The sequence below is a fragment of the Variovorax rhizosphaerae genome (assembly GCF_037889975.1).
Classification (GTDB): Bacteria; Pseudomonadota; Gammaproteobacteria; order Burkholderiales; family Burkholderiaceae_C; genus Variovorax; species Variovorax rhizosphaerae.
This window is the reverse complement of record NZ_JBBKZT010000009.1, coordinates 47,771-63,075: the sequence shown is the minus strand read 5'-3', so window position 1 is coordinate 63,075 and position 15,305 is coordinate 47,771. Positions and strand designations below refer to the sequence as shown.

17 protein-coding genes are annotated in these 15,305 nt (G+C 66.5%); 5 read left to right on the top strand and 12 right to left on the bottom strand.

The window, feature by feature from the left end:
- Positions 1-27 precede the first annotated feature (27 nt).
- Positions 28-732 (top strand): alpha/beta fold hydrolase, encoded by a 705-nt coding sequence (locus tag WKW82_RS19820; protein WP_340344053.1) that lies wholly within the window; start codon positions 28-30, stop codon positions 730-732.
- Between the two features lie 199 nt (positions 733-931).
- Here the strand turns inward: WKW82_RS19820 and WKW82_RS19815 are convergent, their stop codons facing one another.
- The 8 genes from WKW82_RS19815 to WKW82_RS19780 form a co-directional block, all read right to left on the bottom strand.
- Positions 932-1,354: an RNA recognition motif domain-containing protein gene (locus tag WKW82_RS19815; protein WP_340344052.1), complete on the bottom strand. Its 423-nt coding sequence runs from the start codon at positions 1,352-1,354 to the stop codon at positions 932-934.
- Positions 1,355-1,540: 186 nt separating this feature from the next.
- A complete protein-coding gene (gene pxpA, locus WKW82_RS19810; protein WP_340344051.1) occupies positions 1,541-2,281 on the bottom strand; it encodes a 5-oxoprolinase subunit PxpA in 741 nt (246 codons plus the stop codon).
- Between the two features lie 227 nt (positions 2,282-2,508).
- Complete coding sequence (locus WKW82_RS19805; protein ID WP_340344050.1) at positions 2,509-3,507, bottom strand: 5-oxoprolinase subunit C family protein; 999 nt, start codon at positions 3,505-3,507, stop codon at positions 2,509-2,511.
- Positions 3,504-4,166, bottom strand: coding sequence for a 5-oxoprolinase subunit PxpB (gene pxpB, locus WKW82_RS19800; protein ID WP_340344049.1), 663 nt, complete (start codon positions 4,164-4,166; stop codon positions 3,504-3,506). Before pxpB ends, WKW82_RS19805 begins: the two co-directional genes overlap by 4 nt.
- A 16-nt stretch (positions 4,167-4,182) precedes the next feature.
- Positions 4,183-4,683 (bottom strand): pantetheine-phosphate adenylyltransferase, encoded by a 501-nt coding sequence (coaD, locus tag WKW82_RS19795; RefSeq protein ID WP_340344048.1) that lies wholly within the window; start codon positions 4,681-4,683, stop codon positions 4,183-4,185.
- A 49-nt stretch (positions 4,684-4,732) separates the two neighbouring features.
- Positions 4,733-5,413: an RsmD family RNA methyltransferase gene (locus WKW82_RS19790; RefSeq protein WP_340344047.1), complete on the bottom strand. Its 681-nt coding sequence runs from the start codon at positions 5,411-5,413 to the stop codon at positions 4,733-4,735.
- A 40-nt stretch (positions 5,414-5,453) separates the two neighbouring features.
- Positions 5,454-6,812 (bottom strand): M16 family metallopeptidase, encoded by a 1,359-nt coding sequence (locus tag WKW82_RS19785; protein ID WP_340344046.1) that lies wholly within the window; start codon positions 6,810-6,812, stop codon positions 5,454-5,456.
- A gap of 15 nt (positions 6,813-6,827) precedes the next feature.
- On the bottom strand, positions 6,828-8,258 hold the full coding sequence (locus WKW82_RS19780; RefSeq protein ID WP_340344045.1) for a M16 family metallopeptidase: 1,431 nt from the start codon (positions 8,256-8,258) through the stop codon (positions 6,828-6,830).
- Between the two features lie 181 nt (positions 8,259-8,439).
- On the opposite strand from WKW82_RS19780, the gene ftsY reads away from it, so the two are divergent.
- Complete coding sequence (gene ftsY, locus WKW82_RS19775) at positions 8,440-9,690, top strand: signal recognition particle-docking protein FtsY (RefSeq protein ID WP_422823538.1); 1,251 nt, start codon at positions 8,440-8,442, stop codon at positions 9,688-9,690.
- Here the strand turns inward: ftsY and WKW82_RS19770 are convergent.
- Both WKW82_RS19770 and WKW82_RS19765 read right to left on the bottom strand, forming a co-directional pair.
- Positions 9,653-10,237, bottom strand: a complete 585-nt coding sequence (locus WKW82_RS19770; RefSeq protein ID WP_340344043.1) for a hypothetical protein — start codon at positions 10,235-10,237, stop codon at positions 9,653-9,655. The two genes, ftsY and WKW82_RS19770, sit on opposite strands and share 38 nt — an antisense overlap.
- 30 nt (positions 10,238-10,267) lie before the next feature.
- Positions 10,268-11,677: a carotenoid oxygenase family protein gene (locus tag WKW82_RS19765; protein ID WP_340344042.1), complete on the bottom strand. Its 1,410-nt coding sequence runs from the start codon at positions 11,675-11,677 to the stop codon at positions 10,268-10,270.
- Between the two features lie 104 nt (positions 11,678-11,781).
- Between WKW82_RS19765 and WKW82_RS19760 the strand changes: the two genes are divergently transcribed.
- Together WKW82_RS19760 and WKW82_RS19755 are read left to right on the top strand one after the other, a co-directional pair.
- Positions 11,782-12,423, top strand: coding sequence for a TetR/AcrR family transcriptional regulator (locus WKW82_RS19760; RefSeq protein WP_340344041.1), 642 nt, complete (start codon positions 11,782-11,784; stop codon positions 12,421-12,423).
- 52 nt (positions 12,424-12,475) lie between these two features.
- The gene (locus WKW82_RS19755; RefSeq protein ID WP_340344040.1) at positions 12,476-12,937 is read left to right on the top strand and encodes an Mpo1 family 2-hydroxy fatty acid dioxygenase; all 462 of its coding nucleotides are present in this window, start codon (positions 12,476-12,478) and stop codon (positions 12,935-12,937) included.
- Between the two features lie 104 nt (positions 12,938-13,041).
- On the opposite strand, the gene WKW82_RS19750 is transcribed toward WKW82_RS19755, so the two are convergent.
- Positions 13,042-13,200: an FHA domain-containing protein gene (locus WKW82_RS19750; RefSeq protein ID WP_340344335.1), complete on the bottom strand. Its 159-nt coding sequence runs from the start codon at positions 13,198-13,200 to the stop codon at positions 13,042-13,044.
- A 333-nt stretch (positions 13,201-13,533) separates the two neighbouring features.
- Here WKW82_RS19750 and rpoH point away from each other — a divergent pair, with 333 nt between their 5' ends.
- A complete protein-coding gene (rpoH, locus tag WKW82_RS19745) occupies positions 13,534-14,472 on the top strand; it encodes an RNA polymerase sigma factor RpoH (RefSeq protein WP_340344039.1) in 939 nt (312 codons plus the stop codon).
- Positions 14,473-14,654: 182 nt separating this feature from the next.
- On the opposite strand, the gene WKW82_RS19740 is transcribed toward rpoH, so the two are convergent.
- Positions 14,655-15,272 (bottom strand): SCO family protein, encoded by a 618-nt coding sequence (locus tag WKW82_RS19740; RefSeq protein WP_340344038.1) that lies wholly within the window; start codon positions 15,270-15,272, stop codon positions 14,655-14,657.
- Positions 15,273-15,305: the final 33 nt, after the last annotated feature.

Below are 15,305 nucleotides of genomic sequence, written 5' to 3'. Positions count from 1 at the left end.
AATGCCATTCCTCCCGACGCGCGCGCCATGCCTCAACTTGTCCTGCTTCCCGGCCTCGCGTGCGACGACCGCCTCTGGCAAGACCAGTGGCCAGCGATCCCCAGCCACATGGCACCCGCCGTGAGCGACGCCCACATGCGCCACCCGACGATCGAGGAGATGGCGCGCGACGTGCTGGAAGCGCACGAAGGCCCGCTGGTCCTTTGCGGCGCGTCGATGGGCGGCATGATCGCAATGGAAGCCGCGCGGCAGGCGCCTGAACGCATCCAGGGACTGGCGCTCCTGGGCACCAACCCGCGTCCGGAGACACCCGACATGCGCGCACTGCGAGAGTCCGCCATCGAACTGTTCCAGCGCGGCGACGTACGCAGCGTGATCGAGCCCAACGTGGTGTTCGCGTTCCACCCGACGCAGGCCGCCGACAAGGCGATGGTGGCCCGCTACCTGCGCATGATGCTCGACGCCGGCGCCGAGCAAATGATCAACCAGAACCGCGCCTTGATGCAGCGTCCCGATGCGCGCAGACAACTGCCCGGGCTGCGCTGCCCGGTGCTGGTGATGTGCGGCGACACCGACCGCCTGACCCCGCCGGAATGCTCACGAGAAATCGCGGCACTGGCGCCGGGCGCGGAACTGGTCTGGGTGCCGGACTGTGGCCACATGTTGACCATGGAAAAGCCGGCGCTGGTCAATGCATCGCTGCGCAGCTGGCTTGACCGACTCACCGGCTGAGTCGCGGGCCGAGTCGCCGTGCTGATGCTCCAGCCGGCGACCTCGAGTTTGCGCTGCGCGTCGCATGGGAGCGTGGCTGCACGGCGCGAGGTGGGCTCTTGGCTGGCGCCCCCCCGCTACGCAACCTTCACCCCCTGACGTGGCAGCCAGACGCAAAAAAGGCTCCCGAAGGAGCCCTTTTGTTCAAAGCAGCGAGTGCTTAGTAGCCACCGCGGCTGTTGCCGCCGCCGTAGCCACCGCCACCACCGCCGTAACCGCCGCCGCTACCACCACCGTAGCCGCCGCCACCACCGCTGCGGCCACCGCCGCCGCCGTAGCCGCCGCCACCACCGCTACGGCCGCCGCCGCCACCGAAACCGCCCGAAGGACGGGGTTCCATCGGACGAGCTTCGTTCACCGTCAGGCTACGGCCTTCGAGTGCGTGGCCGTTCATGCCTTCGATGGCTGCGAGCGCTTCAGCGTCGCTGCCCATTTCGACAAAACCGAAACCCTTGGAACGACCGGTGTCGCGTTCCATCATGACCTTGGCGCTGGCAACAGAGCCGTACTGGCCGAAGGCCTGTTCCAGGTCGTTGTCACGGATCGAATAGGCAAGATTGCCCACGTACAGTTTTTTGCCCATTTTTTGGACTCCTCAAATAACAAGAAACAAAAGCGATGGAGTCCCAGAATCACAACAAACAAAACCGCTGTGGCGCGAAACCGACCTATCACCGTTTGCCAACCCGCAGCAATTTGCGGGAAAGCTGCGGCATTATCTGCCAAAGCACGCGCTCGTGCCGGAAAAAGAAAAATAGTTCACTTTGTTTCAACATACGGCATGTATTTCAATGCCTTCGGCGCCCAGCTTTTCGCGGATGCTTTTGGCGAACTGCAGTGCGTGGGCGCCGTCGCCGTGCAGGCAGACGGTCTGGGCATTCACAGCCACGGAACTGCCATCGATGGCCCGAACCCTGTGGTCTCGCACCAACGAGATGGCTTGGGCGATGGCCTGTGCATCGTCCTCGATGAGCGCACCTGGCAGCTTGCGGCTGACCAGGCTGCCATCGGCGTTGTAGCTGCGATCGGCAAACACCTCTTCCACCGGCTGCAGGCCGGCTCGGCGCGCCGCGGTGATCATGCCGCTGCCCGCCAGCCCGAAGAAGCGGAGTGACGGATCGAAACGCCTGACTGCCTCGCACAGAGCATCCGCCAACACCGGGTCCTTCGCCGCCTGGTTGTAGAGCGCACCATGCGGCTTGACGTGCGCCAAGGCGCCGCCCTCCGCCTTGACGATGGCCGCAAGCGCGCCGATCTGGTACAGCGTGCCGGCGATGATTTCGTCGGCCGGCAGGCTCATCTCGCTGCGGCCGAAATTCTCGCGGTCCGGAAAGCTCGGATGCGCGCCGATGGCCACGCCATTCTTGAGTGCCCAGCGCACGCACTGGCGCATGGTCATCGCGTCGCCCGCATGCCAGCCGCAGGCAATGTTGGCCGAACTCACCAGCGCCATCAGCGCCTCGTCGTTCTCACAGCCTTCGCCGAGATCGGCGTTCAGATCGATGGACATTTGGTTCTCCCCGAAGTCGTTGCACACACGTGTCGCCTCGCTCCGCGGCACTCCGCGGCACTGCCATCGGCCCGGAAGACTTGTTCGCGACGCAAAGGCGTGAAGCTTTTTGCAGCGCGGCCACCTGCCAGGAGGCCGGTTCGCGGGCCTCGCCGTACACGGGTACGGTGAGGGGCCGCAGAGCAGAGATCGGTGGGCCTGCGCAGAAAGACTCACACCGTTGCAGTCTACGTCTGCAAGGGCCAGTTGGCCGCCTGCAGCCCTTGCGCGACTTGCCGCAGGTAGAGCTGTTGGGCGTCCCAAGCCGCCCGCGCGGCAGCGGCATCGACCTCGAGCAGCCGCAAGCGCCCATTGAGCGGCGCCTGGGCCAGCTTCCAGAGGTCGGCACGAATGACCACGCCAATGCGCGGATAGCCGCCCGTGGTCTGCGCATCGCCCATGAGGATGATCGGCTGCCCGGAGGGTGGCACCTGGATCGTGCCGGGGATGACGGCGGACGACAGCATGTCGGCATGGCGCCGGCGCTTCAGTTCCGTGCCAGCGAGCCGGCTGCCCATCCGGTTGCTGTGGGTCGTGATGCGCCACGCGTCGCTCCACAATGCCGCGCGGGCCGCCACCAGGAACTGCTCGTACTCCGGGCCCTGCATGACACGCAGCGAGATCGGCTCCGCGCTGCCCTCGCCCGCCGCCCACGCAGGCTGGCGCAGGCCGAACGGGCGACGTGTTCGCTGCGCCTCATCAAGCGCGGAAGCGCCCACGGCAAGGGAATCGTTCTTGCGCAGCACTCGCCCCTCGCAACCGCCGAACCCGGCCTTCAGGTCGGTGCTGCGCGACCCCAGCACCGGCGGTACGTCGATACCGCCCGCCACCGCGAACCAAGTGCGCAGGCCGGGCTTGCGGCCCGTTTCGTTCGCGCCGCCCAGCCTGAGCGTCTGCCCGGCCTCGACCGCCACGCTCCAGCAAGGCCACAACCGCCGGCCATCCAGGCGCGCGGAAAAATCGTCGCCGGCCAGCGCGATGCGCGTGGCGGTTTCAAAGCGCAGTTCGCAGTTGCCCATGGTGATTTCGAGCCCGGCGGCACCGTCCGGATTGCCGACCAGCCGATTCGCCAGGGTGAGCGCCAGCGTGTCCAACGCGCCGCCGGGGCAGATGCCGAGTTGTCGGTGACCATGCCGGCCCAAGTCCTGGACCGAGGCCAGGATGCCAGGGCGCAGGACGGTGATCACGTGTGCACGCTTTCCGCGACGAAGCGCACACGGTCACCATGGCGCAGCAACGTCGGTTCCGCTGCACTCGGATCGAACATCTCGAGGGACGTGCGTCCGATGAGGTTCCACCCCCCGGGCGAGGCCACGGGATAGATGCCGGTTTGCTCGCCGCCTATGCCGACCGATCGGGCGGGCACCGTCGTACGGGGTTCGGCACGGCGCGGCGCTGCCAGTTCGGGCGCGAGGCCACCCATGAACGCAAAGCCCGGAAGGAATCCGAGCAGGTAGACGACGTACTCGCCGGCGCAATGGCGTCGCACCACTTCCTCGGGCGACAGGCCGGTGTGCGCTGCGACATCGCCGAGGTCCGGCCCCTCGTCGCCACCATAGGCGACCGGGATTTGCACCTCCCGCCCGGCAATGGTGCCGACCTTGAGCTTTGGCCAGAGCGCCAGCACGCGCGCCCCGAGAGCCTCCGCATCCGCGAGCGAGGGGTCGAACATCAAGGTGAGGTTGTTCATGCCCGGCAGCGCTTCACCGACGCCGGGCCACCGCACCGCTTCCGCCGCAAGCGCCCAGATCCTTTGCTGCACCGCCAGTTGCGCAGGTGCCGGCAGTTCGCACAGCAGGGCGGCATCGCCGAGCGCGTGGAGCCGGGGGGGGGCGAGTTCGCTCATGCCGCAAATGGGCGCATCATTCGCGCCCCAGGGCACGGACCTTGGCCGCCAGCTTCTTGCGCACTCCCGGCGACACGAACTTGTCGATCTCGCCGCCCAGCGTCGCGATCTCGCGCACGAAGGTGCTGGAGATGAACTGGTACTTGTCGCTGGGCGTCAGGAACACCGTCTCGACGTTCGGCATGAGCGTGCGGTTCATGCCGGCCAGCTGGAATTCATAGTCGAAGTCGGTGACGGCACGCAGGCCGCGCACCATCGCCTTGCCGTTGCGCGCGACCACGAAGTCGCGCAGCAGGCCGGAGAAGCTCTCGACCGTCACCAGTTCCTTGAAGGGCTCGACCACTTCGCGCACCATGCCCATGCGCTCCTCGAGCGAGAACAGCGCCTTCTTGTGATGGCCCGCAGCTACGGCAACGATGACGTGCGAAAACAGTTGCGTGGCACGCCGCACCACGTCTTCGTGACCGAGGGTCATGGGATCGAAGGTCCCGGGGTACACGGCAATCACGCTGGACATCTCTTGGTTCTCCTCCGCCGCCGGACTGTTCGATTTGGGGTCGGGCGGATTATGCAGCCGCAACGGTCGATCGGCGCAGCAGATGCGCATGCACCGCGCCGGCCTTCAGGTAGCGGAAGCCGACCAGGCCCAGCGGGGCGAGTTCGTCATCGGTCCAGCGCCGCGGCGCCTCGAGGTACACGGCGCCATCGGCATGCAGCGCGCGTGCAGCGGCACGCAGCGCGGGTTCGTAGAGCGCGGCCTGCTCGAAGGGGGGATCGAGGAACACCGCATGCAGGCTGCACGCGGGCGCGCGTTCGACGGCGGTCACGCCGTTGCCGCGCTCGACACGCAAGGCCGGGGCATCGAGCTTGCCCTTGATGGCCTGCAGTTGTGCGACCAGGTCGGCGTCCTGCTCGCAGAGGATGACGCTGACGGCACCGCGCGAGGCCGCTTCGAGGCCCAAGGCGCCGGTGCCGGCGAAGGCATCGATGCAATGCCAGCCGGGCAATTCGCCGCCACCCGCGCCGGCCAGGCTGGCGAGCCAGTTGAACAGCGTCTCGCGTACACGATCGGGGGTGGGGCGCAGGCCAGGCTTGTCGGCCACCGCCAGGCGGGTACGCTTCCATTGGCCGCCGATGATGCGGATCTGGCGTGGCAGGGGCGACTTGTGGCGCGGGGTCTTTGCTGCGGGCTTGCCTGGCTTGGCTGCCGGCTTGACGCTGGCCTTGGGTGCGGTTTCTTTCCTCATCGGGCCGAGCTTAACCGCGGCCATGCACCCCGGCGCGTCGTCATTCCTTGCCGCCGAGGATGACGGTCACCATCCGGTCCGGATGCAGCTTGCGCTGGAGCGCGCCCTTGACGTCGGCGACTGTGATGGCGTTCATGCGTGTCGTCCAGGTGTCGAGGTAGTCCAGCGGCAGGCCGTACCAGGCGATGTTGGCGACGTTGCCGAGCAGCTTGCGATTGCTGTCGAGCAGCAGCGGAAAGCCGCCGATCAGGTTGTCCTTCGCGGCCTTCAATTCAGCCTCGGTCGGGCCATCGGCCACGTACTTGGCCAGCACCTCGCGCGACAGCTTCGTCGCCTCGGCGGCCTGGTCGGGCCGGGTCTGGAAGCCGATGCGGAAGGCGCCCGCATGCAGGCCTGGCGCAAAGCCGCTGTAGATGCTGTAGGCCAGGCCGCGCTTCTCGCGCACCTGCTCGGTAAGGCGCGACACGAAGCCGCCGCCGCCCAGGATGTAGTTGCCGAGGTTCAGCGCGAAATGGTCCGGGTCGCTGCGCGGATAGCCCGGCTCGCCGATGTAGACATGCGCCTGCGCGGAGGCGAACGGAATGCGCTCTTCCTTCGCGGCGGCGAGCGGCAGCACCTCCGGCACCGGCGGCAGCGCGGCGCATCCTGCAGATTGCGCGGGCAGGCGCGACAGCAGCGTCATCGCGATCGATTCCGCCTGCGGCCGCGTGACGGCGCCGACGATGCTCAGCTTGGCGCGGCACGGCACGATGAGTTGTTCATAGCGCGTGCGCATCGCCGCGGTATCGATGCGCGCGAGCGACTCCTCGGTCACCTCCGCGCCGAAAGGATGGCTGCCATAGACCGCCTGCGAAAAGGTGCGCGATGCGATCGTGTCGGGCTTGGTGTTGGCTTCCTTGATCGCAGCGCCGATGCGTTCGCGCTCGCGTTTCCAGATGTCTTCCGGGAACGAAGGCTCGCCGATCTCGCGTGCAGCCAGCGCCACGGCCTTGTCGAGCAGCGGCGGATCGGACAGCGTGCGCAGGCTGAAGCTGGTGCGCTCGGGGCCGGCGCCCGCATCGAAGCTGGCGCCCAGGTCGGCCCAGGCCTCGCCGAGCGCGTTCTGGTCCATCGCCTGCGGATACGGGCCGGAGCCCGGCGCCGCGCGAACACCCTTCTCGACCATGCCGGCCGAGACGCTGGCCAGCCCGGCCTGCGCCGCCGGGTCGCGCCGGCTGCCGGCGTCGAAGTCGAGCTGCAGGTCGACGATCGGCAGCGAGTCGACGCTCGCGAGCCAGACCTGCGCGCCGTTGGGCAAGGTCCAGTGCTGGATCGGCACGGCCGCCTGTGAATGGGTTGCGAACAGTGCCCCGACGCAGACCAGCAAGGCGCCCGCAGTGAATCTTTGGAAAGCAAACATGGTGCTTGGCATCTTTCAGCGCAGTTCGCCCGGGGGCGCGGGGCGCGGGCGGCGATTCTTGTCGAGGGGCAGCGGCCGAAGCGTGGCCACCGTGAGCTGGTCGTCGCCGAAGTACTTGCCGGCGACCGCCTGCACCTGCTCGGCCGTGACCGCCTGCAGCTTGGCGATCATCTTGCTGCTCGCATCCAGCGGCAGGCCCTGGATCCAGTTGCTGCCCAGTTCGCGCGCCTGCGCCATGACCGAGTCGAGCTTGTAGGTCTCGCTCGCCACCCATTGGGTCTTGACGCGTGCGAGCTCGGCTGCGCCGACGCCATCCTTGGCGACGCGGGCCACTTCCGCACGCAACGCGGCCTCCACCTGCTCGGGCGTCTTGCCTGGGGCAGGCACGCCTTCGAGCCCGAACAGCTGCGGCCCCCTGCCGATGAAGCCCGCGTACGAACCGGCGGAGTCGGCGACGCGATCCGGGCCTTGCGTCAGCGCGCGATCCAGCCGGGCGCCGGCATAGCCGTCGAGCAAGGCCGACAGCACCACCAGCGCCCATGCATCGCTCTCGCCATCGAGGCTTTCGAGCTTGGGCGAGCGGAAAGCCAGCGACACGTACGACTGCTCGGCCGGCGCCTTGAACTCGATGCGGCGGATGCCGCGCTGCTCGGGCTCGGTGCGCGGCTTGCGCACCGGCACCGCGCGAGCCGGAATGCTGCCGTAATATTTCTCGGCCAGCTTGCGCACCTGCTGCACATCGACATCGCCGGCCACCACGAGCGCCGCATTGGCCGGCACATACCAGCGCTGATGGAAGTCGCGCACGTCCTGCGGCGTCATCGCATCGAGGTCGCTCATCCAGCCCACCACCGGCCGGTGATAGGGCGACGCGATGAACACGGCGGCGTTCTGCTGCTCGCCAAGCAAGGATCGCGGCTGGTCCTCGGTGCGCAGGCGGCGCTCTTCCTTGACTACCTCGATCTCTCGCTTGAACTCGTCGTCCCCCCATTGGTTGCGGGCGAAGCGGTCGGATTCCAGCTTCATCACATCTTCCAGCTTGCCCATCGGGATCTGCTGGTAGTAGCCGGTGTAATCACGCGTGGTGAATGCGTTTTCGCGCCCGCCCAGCGCGGCCACGCGACGCGAGAATTCACCGGGCTTGAGATCCTTCGTGCCCTTGAACATCATGTGTTCGAGCGCATGGGCCACGCCCGAGGTGCCGTCGACCTCGTCCATGGCGCCGACGCGCACCCACACCATCTGCACGGCGGTGGGCGCGCGACGGTCGGGCTTGACGATCAGCGTCATGCCATTGGCCAGCGTGAACTGCTGCGCTTGCGTGGACTGCGCGGCAGGGTTGGCGGAGGGTGGATTTTGCGCAGCAGCGGGTGCGGCCCAGAGCGCAACGAGCGCCGAGGCCAGCACCGCACCGAACGCAGCGCGGCGTGGCGAAGGGCGTTTCATAGAATGGGTCGATTGTAAAAACGCTGCGATGTTCAGTTTCTTCAAGAAAAAAAAATCCGAGGATGAGTCGCCCCAGGCGCCCGCTCCTTCTTTACCCCCTGCGTCGACGATAGCGCCGGGCACGGTGGAGCAGGAGGTGCCTGCGTTCCTGCGCGACCTGCCGCCTCCAGTCGATGTGGCTTTGCCTTCTCAGCTTGATCGCCCTGGTGGGGCGGGCTCATCAGTATCGACGCCTGCCCCGGCGCAGCCCGATGCAGCCATTGCACCCGCACCCCCAGCGCCCACGCCAGTACCAGCCGCAGCCCCCTTCCTGCCGCCGCGCTGGACCAAGCCGCCCCCTGCCGCGCCGCTCGCATTCAAGCCACCGCCGCCAGTGCCACCATCGGTCGCCGTGCCAACGGGCGCACCTGGCGAAGTCCCCGCGTTCCTGCGCGACCTTGCACCCGCACCGACCCCGATCGCAACACCCGCGGAGCAACGCAAGCCCTCGCCCTATCGCGCCGCGCCGCCGCCCCAGGCACCGACCGGACAAGAGCGCGCTGGCTGGCTCGCCAAGCTCAAGACGGGCCTCAAGAAGACCGGCACCGGTATCCAGGCCGTGTTCGTCAATGCGCAAATCGACGAAGACCTCTACGAGGAACTCGAAACCGCGCTGCTGATGGCCGACACCGGCGTGAAGGCCACCGAGTCACTGCTCGAGGAACTCCGCGGCCGCGTCAAGAGCACCATCGCCACCGATGCCGCCCAAGTGCGGGTTCTGCTGGCCGACGTGCTCACGGATCTGCTCAAGCCACTGGAGAAGCAACTCGTCATCGGCGAGCACACGCCCACCGTGATCATGGTGGCCGGCGTCAACGGCGCGGGCAAGACCACTTCCATCGGCAAGCTCACCAAGCACCTCGCAGACGAAGGCTGCGCCGTGCTTCTGGCCGCGGCCGACACCTTCCGCGCCGCAGCGCGCGAGCAATTGCTGGTCTGGGCCGACCGCAACACGGTCGAGATCGTGAGCAACGAAGGCGGCGACCCGTCATCCGTCAGCTTCGACGCGGTCAAGGCCGGCAAGGCGCGCGGCAAGGACGTGGTGCTGGTCGACACCGCCGGTCGCCTGCCAACGCAGATCCACCTGATGGACGAGCTGAAGAAGATCAAGCGCGTGGTGACCAAGGCCGACGCATCCGCGCCGCACGAGGTGTTGCTGGTCATCGACGGCAACACCGGCCAGAACGCAGTGGCACAGGTCAAGGCCTTCGACGATGCGCTGGGCCTGACCGGCCTGATCGTCACCAAGCTCGACGGCACGGCCCGTGGCGGCGTGCTGGCCGCGATTGCGCGCGAGCGGCCGATCCCAGTGTATTTCGTCGGCGTCGGCGAGAAACTGGAAGACCTGGAGACCTTCAGCGCGCGCGAGTTTGCGCAGGCGCTGCTCGGCTGAGTTCAGCGGCGCGACGCAGCCGGCTCGGATACCAACCCGTGAACCATGCGGCGCCGGCAAGGGCGCCGACAGTGATGGCAATGCCCACGGCCAGCGGCACTTGCGGCAGGCGCGCCATGATGAGATCCGCGCCGGTCATCAGTGCGAAGGCCAAGGCCCAGACTGCGGTCAGGACCTGGTTGACCGCCAGGAACTTCGGTGAGTCATGGAATTCCTTGGGCGCCTGCTCCCGCGCGTATTGCAATGTGAAGGGCTGGCGGATCAGCATCGTGAACAGCACGATCAGCAGCAGGCCGCCGTCCACCGCCAGCCGCACCTCCGGGATGCTCCAGGCGCCACCGGTCAGCAACACGTAGAGGCCGAGTCCGCCGAACAGCAGCACCGTGCCGATCTCAAGCAGCTTCGGCGCGCGGTGGCGGATGAGACGGTCGCGCAGCAGCAGCGCCAGGGCCACGGCGGCGGCCGAGAACAGCGAGACGGTGAGCGGCGCCGAACGGGACATCAGCGCGTAAAGGACGAAGGGCGCAAAGCTCAGAAGAATGCCCATGTTTGGTCTCCAGTGAGAGTTGTGATGCGCTCAGCGCACGAATTGTCCGGCCACCCAGTTGCCGTGGAAGCCTGCGGGCACCCGGTGCGGCAACTGCACCGTCGCGACCGGGCCGTCGGCGATGGCGCCAGCATTGAAGACGGCCAGCTCGCTGCGGTTCTGCCCGGCGCGCCACGCGACCGCGAGCAGCCAGCCGTCGCCTTCCGCCGCATCGTCGGCGCGAGGCACGAACACCGGTTCGGAGATGCGGTCGCCCGCGGGCAGCCAATAGAGATTCCGCTTTCCGCTCGCCAAGTCGTAATGCACCAACCCCTCGTAGCCCGCGCCGCGCACGGCCTCGCGTTGGCAGGCGGCCCAGCCATGGCGGTACTGAAGGCCCGAGTAGCGCTCGTCGAAGCGGGGGAATTCGGTAGCCAGATCGTCCATCGGCGTCTGCGTGAAGCGATCGCTTTCGCCGGCCAGGTCAAAGGTCCAGCGGCACAGGCGCGCCACGCTGCGCGAGGGGTCGGTCGGGCGGCCGTCGGGATGGGGGAACAGCGGCGGCTCGTCATAGCGCATCACATCGGCCACGATGCGCTCGCCCTCTTCCCAGGCGTTCATCACGTGGAAGACATAGCCGCTGTCGCCCTCGAACCATCGCATCTGCTCGACCGGCGCACCGCGCTTCAAGACGCCGACGCGGGCGCCGAGTTCAGGCTCCCAGGCATAGGGCGGCCGGCCTTGCTGCATGCGCGTCATGCTGCCCGTGAGGGGCAGGATCGGGAACAGCAGGTGTCGCCCGGTGACGGCAAAGTCATGGACCATGCTGGCATACGGCGCATCGAAGCGCTCAAAGCGGCTCACGCGGCCCGCCGTATCGATGCTGCCGTGGCTCATGCCGGCGGACAACGGGCCGGTGGCGTTGTAGCCGAAGAACAGGAGTTCGCCGGTGGCCGGGTCCATCTTTGGATGAGCGGTGAAGGGGCCGACCAGCGCGCCGCCGAAGTTCGTCTGGCCGCGCGACAACAGCGTGACAGGGTCGATCTCCACCGGCAGGTGCGCCTCTTCCAGTGCGAGCAGGCGGCCGGCGTACCAGACCACGTTGGTGTTGGCTGCGCCTTCGTCGGCCACGGATTCATTGCTGCTGCCATCGAGATTCCGACCATAGGCATCGAAGAGCCGATGGCCGGCCGCACGCTCCGCTTGCCAATGCGCGGTGCGCACCCATCGATTCCGGTAGCTCGCCTTGCCGCCGTCCAGCGTGAAGGCGTGCAGCATGCCGTCGCCGCCGAACAAATGGGCATTGGCGTCGGGGAATTGCGGATTCGGACCGTTGCGATAGAGCGTGCCGTCGAGACCCTCCGGCAACTCTCCCTGGACGGGCAGGAATGCAGCATCGCATTCGATGGCGAGGGCGCTGCCGTAGAGGGACGGCGCGGCGGTCGTTGGCGGCGTGTTCATCGAGGCTCCTCGAAGGTTATGTTTACGCTGTAAATATGCAGATTGAACCCGCCCTCGAAGTTCCCGTCAAGTAAAATTTACAACGTCAATATCAATCGAAATTCATGCCACCCCGCGCCGCTGCCACGCCTTATCACCACGGCGACCTCCGCGCCGCCATGCTCGAAGCCGCGCAGCACATCCTGGAGGCCGAGGGCATCGAAGGGCTGACCCTGCGTGCCGCCGCGCGCGCCGCCGGTGTGTCGCATGCCGCGCCCAAGAATCACTTCGGCGACCTGAGCGGATTGCTGAGCGAACTGGCGGCCGTGGGCTTCCGCCAGTTCACGAGCGACCTGAAGGCCGCAATGGACACGGTCACTTCCGGCTCCGCCGAGGAACGGCTCGACGAAATGGGCAGCGCCTACGTTGGCTTCGCAAAGGCGCATCCCGGCATGTTCGTGCTGATGTTCCGTAGCGAACGGCTCGACCTCCAGCGCCCCGCCCTGCGCCAGGCCATCGACGACGCGCAGGCCGCGCTCGCCGGGTCGATGGCCGCAAGGCTGGGTATTGGCGATGCCGCGGCCGCCCGCGCACCTATCACGCCCGAGCAGGGCGCGGCCATGGTTCGCGCCTGGTCGCTGGTGCACGGCTTTTCCATGCTGCTGATCGACCATCGCCTCGACCGGGTGCTGGCGAACATGCCGCCAGGCAGCGATTGGCGGACCCTGCTCGCACAGACCTTTTCCGTGGGTTCCCACCCTCGCTGAAGGCAGGCCGCGGTGGCATCATCGCCGCATTGCGCGACCATTGGAGACATTCATGAACACAGCCCACGCGCCCCTGTCGGGCACCGAGCGCAAGCTCGACCGACTGCTCGCCCACTATGGCGAAAGCCATCGCAACCCGCGCAACGAACTGATCCATTTCGTCGCGATCCCGGCCATCCTGCTGAGCATCGTCGGGCTGCTGTACGCGCTGCACCCGTGGGTGGCATACGCGTTCACGGCCGCAAGCCTGGTCTATTACGCGATGCTGCGCTCGACGGTGCTGTGGGTCACGATGGCCCTGGGGACGGTGGTCGTGCTGGCTGCGGTGCGCGGCCTCGGGGAGTCGGTCCTGCCGGTTTGCGCGGCGGTGTTCGTGGTCGCCTGGATCTTCCAGTTCATCGGCCACAAGATCGAAGGCCGGAAGCCATCGTTCTTCGAGGACATCCAGTACCTCTGGGTCGGCCCGCTGTTCGTGGTGACGCGGATTTATGACCGGCTGGGTGTGCGCTGGTAAGTTTGCGAGGCTTGGCCGCGGTCACTCGGCCAAGGTCAGTTCCCTGGGAAGCGTGTAGGAGCCCGGGCGGTTGAGGTAGCGCAGTTCGATATCCCCGATGCGCATCACGTCGCTTGCTGCACCTTGTGGCCGTTGACGAAAGTGCTGTTGCTGCTGGCGAGGTCAATCACCCAGGTGGTGGCCCCTTCGGTGCGCAACTCGGCATGATGGCGGCTGACGCGCTGACGATCGATCTGGAGATCGCTGGTCATGTCGCGCCCGATCAGGATGCGCTCCTAGGCCAGTTCGATTTGCTTGGGCGAACTGGTTTTCGACATCAACAACAGATGGGCCATCGCAGGGTTCTCGCGAGGGATACGCAGCGGCTTGGGGCCCGGCCGTAAAAATGTGCCTCAAGCGTTAGTTGACTTTAAGTAACATTTAGCATTGCGTCCTTTTTGATACGTAGACGCTACACAAATGCGTTTTTATGTATTCCTGCAGGAGTTCACGGCCATCGATAAAACTATCGGTTCGATAGCTATCAGGGGGAACCCTGTGCTTAGCACTCCCTCTAACCGAGTGCTAATATGTCCCGAATGAAAGGAGCTTCCTCAATGACAGCACTGTCTGGAGTCTCTGCCAAGTCGCTCGCGGTCGCGAACCCGTGGTCCGTCGTTCCGCCGCTTGGCAATCTCGACGCCTATATCTCGGTCGCCAACCGGCTGCCGCTGCTCACGCTCGACGAAGAGCAGGGCTACGCACGCAAGCTGCGCGACAACAATGACCTGGAGGCCGCGGGCGCGCTGGTGCTGTCGCACCTGCGCCTGGTCGTCTCCATCTCCCGCCAATACCTCGGCTACGGCCTGCCCCACGGCGACCTGATCCAGGAAGGCAACGTCGGACTGATGAAGGCCGTGAAGCGTTTCGACCCCGACCAGGGCGTGCGGCTGGTGAGCTACGCCATGCACTGGATCAAGGCCGAGATCCACGAGTACATCCTGAAGAACTGGCGCATGGTCAAGGTCGCGACGACCAAGGCCCAGCGCAAGCTGTTCTTCAACCTGCGGTCCATGAAGCAGGGTTTCAAGGCCGACTCCGCTGCGATCGATGCAGATACCCACCGCGACACGCTGAGCGCCGACGAAGTGGGCCAGGTGGCCGCCAAGCTGAACGTCAAGCGCGAGGAAGTGCTCGAGATGGAAACCCGCCTTTCGGGCGGCGACATCCTGCTCGATCCGAGCCCGTCCGATGACGGCGAAGCCTTCGGCCCCATCGCCTACCTGGCCGACGCGACGCAGGAGCCGACCGCGCAACTCGAAATGCGCGCACGCGACCGCCTGTCGAGCGATGGCATCACGACCGCACTGGAAGCGCTGGACGACCGCAGCCGCCGGATCGTGGAAGAGCGCTGGCTCAAGGTGAACGACGACGGCTCCGGCGGCATGACGCTGCATGAACTGGCCGCCGACTACGGCGTGAGCGCCGAGCGCATTCGCCAGATCGAAGTGGCGGCGATGAAGAAGATGAAGAAGTCGCTGGCGAGCTTTGCCTGAAAGAGCGGCATACCTTCGTCAACAAGCCCGGCCACGTGCCGGGCTTTTTTCGGCCGGAATCGTTGCGAGGAGGAATCCGCACTTTCGACCCTCTTGGATTCTGAAGCAGGTTCCGCGCACTTCGCGAGGGACGAACACCCGGGGCGTCGACCAGGCGATCGACCGCCTGAGCCTGTGCAAGCTCAGGACTTCAGCAAGGCCTTGATGTCCGCCACCATCGGCGCCACGCCTGCACCGTAGCGCGCATAGAGGCGCAAGCGACCTTGGGTGTCATAGACATAGCTCGCTGCCGAGTGGTCCATCGAATAGCTCGTCGGCGTCTTGCCTTCGACCTTCTTGAAGTAGACCTTGAAGTCCTTCGCGATGGCCGCGAGCTGTTCGGGTGTCGGGATCAGCGCGACGAAGCCGGGGTCGAAGGCGCCCATGTAGGCTTTCATCACCGCCGGCGTGTCGCGCGCCGGGTCGACCGTGATGAACACGACCTGCAGCTTGTCGCCATCCTTGCCGAGTTGCTGCTTGACCTGCGCCATCTCGGTCATGGTCGTCGGGCACACGTCCGGGCACTGCGCGTAGCCGAAGAACAGGACGACCACCCTACCCTTGAAGTCGGCCAAGCTCCGCTCCTTGCCGTCGGCATCGGTCAGCTTGAAGTCCTTGGCATAGTCGGCGCCCGTGAGGTCGACCGCATTGAAACTGGGCTTGCTCTCGCTGCAGGCCGTGAGGCCGAGGCCCAACGCGCTTGCCGCCGCTGTCCAGCCGGCGCCTGCGGCAATCCACTTGATGGCATTTCGCTTGTTCATGTGCTCGGACTCATTTCAGTTTTTCATCGCGCT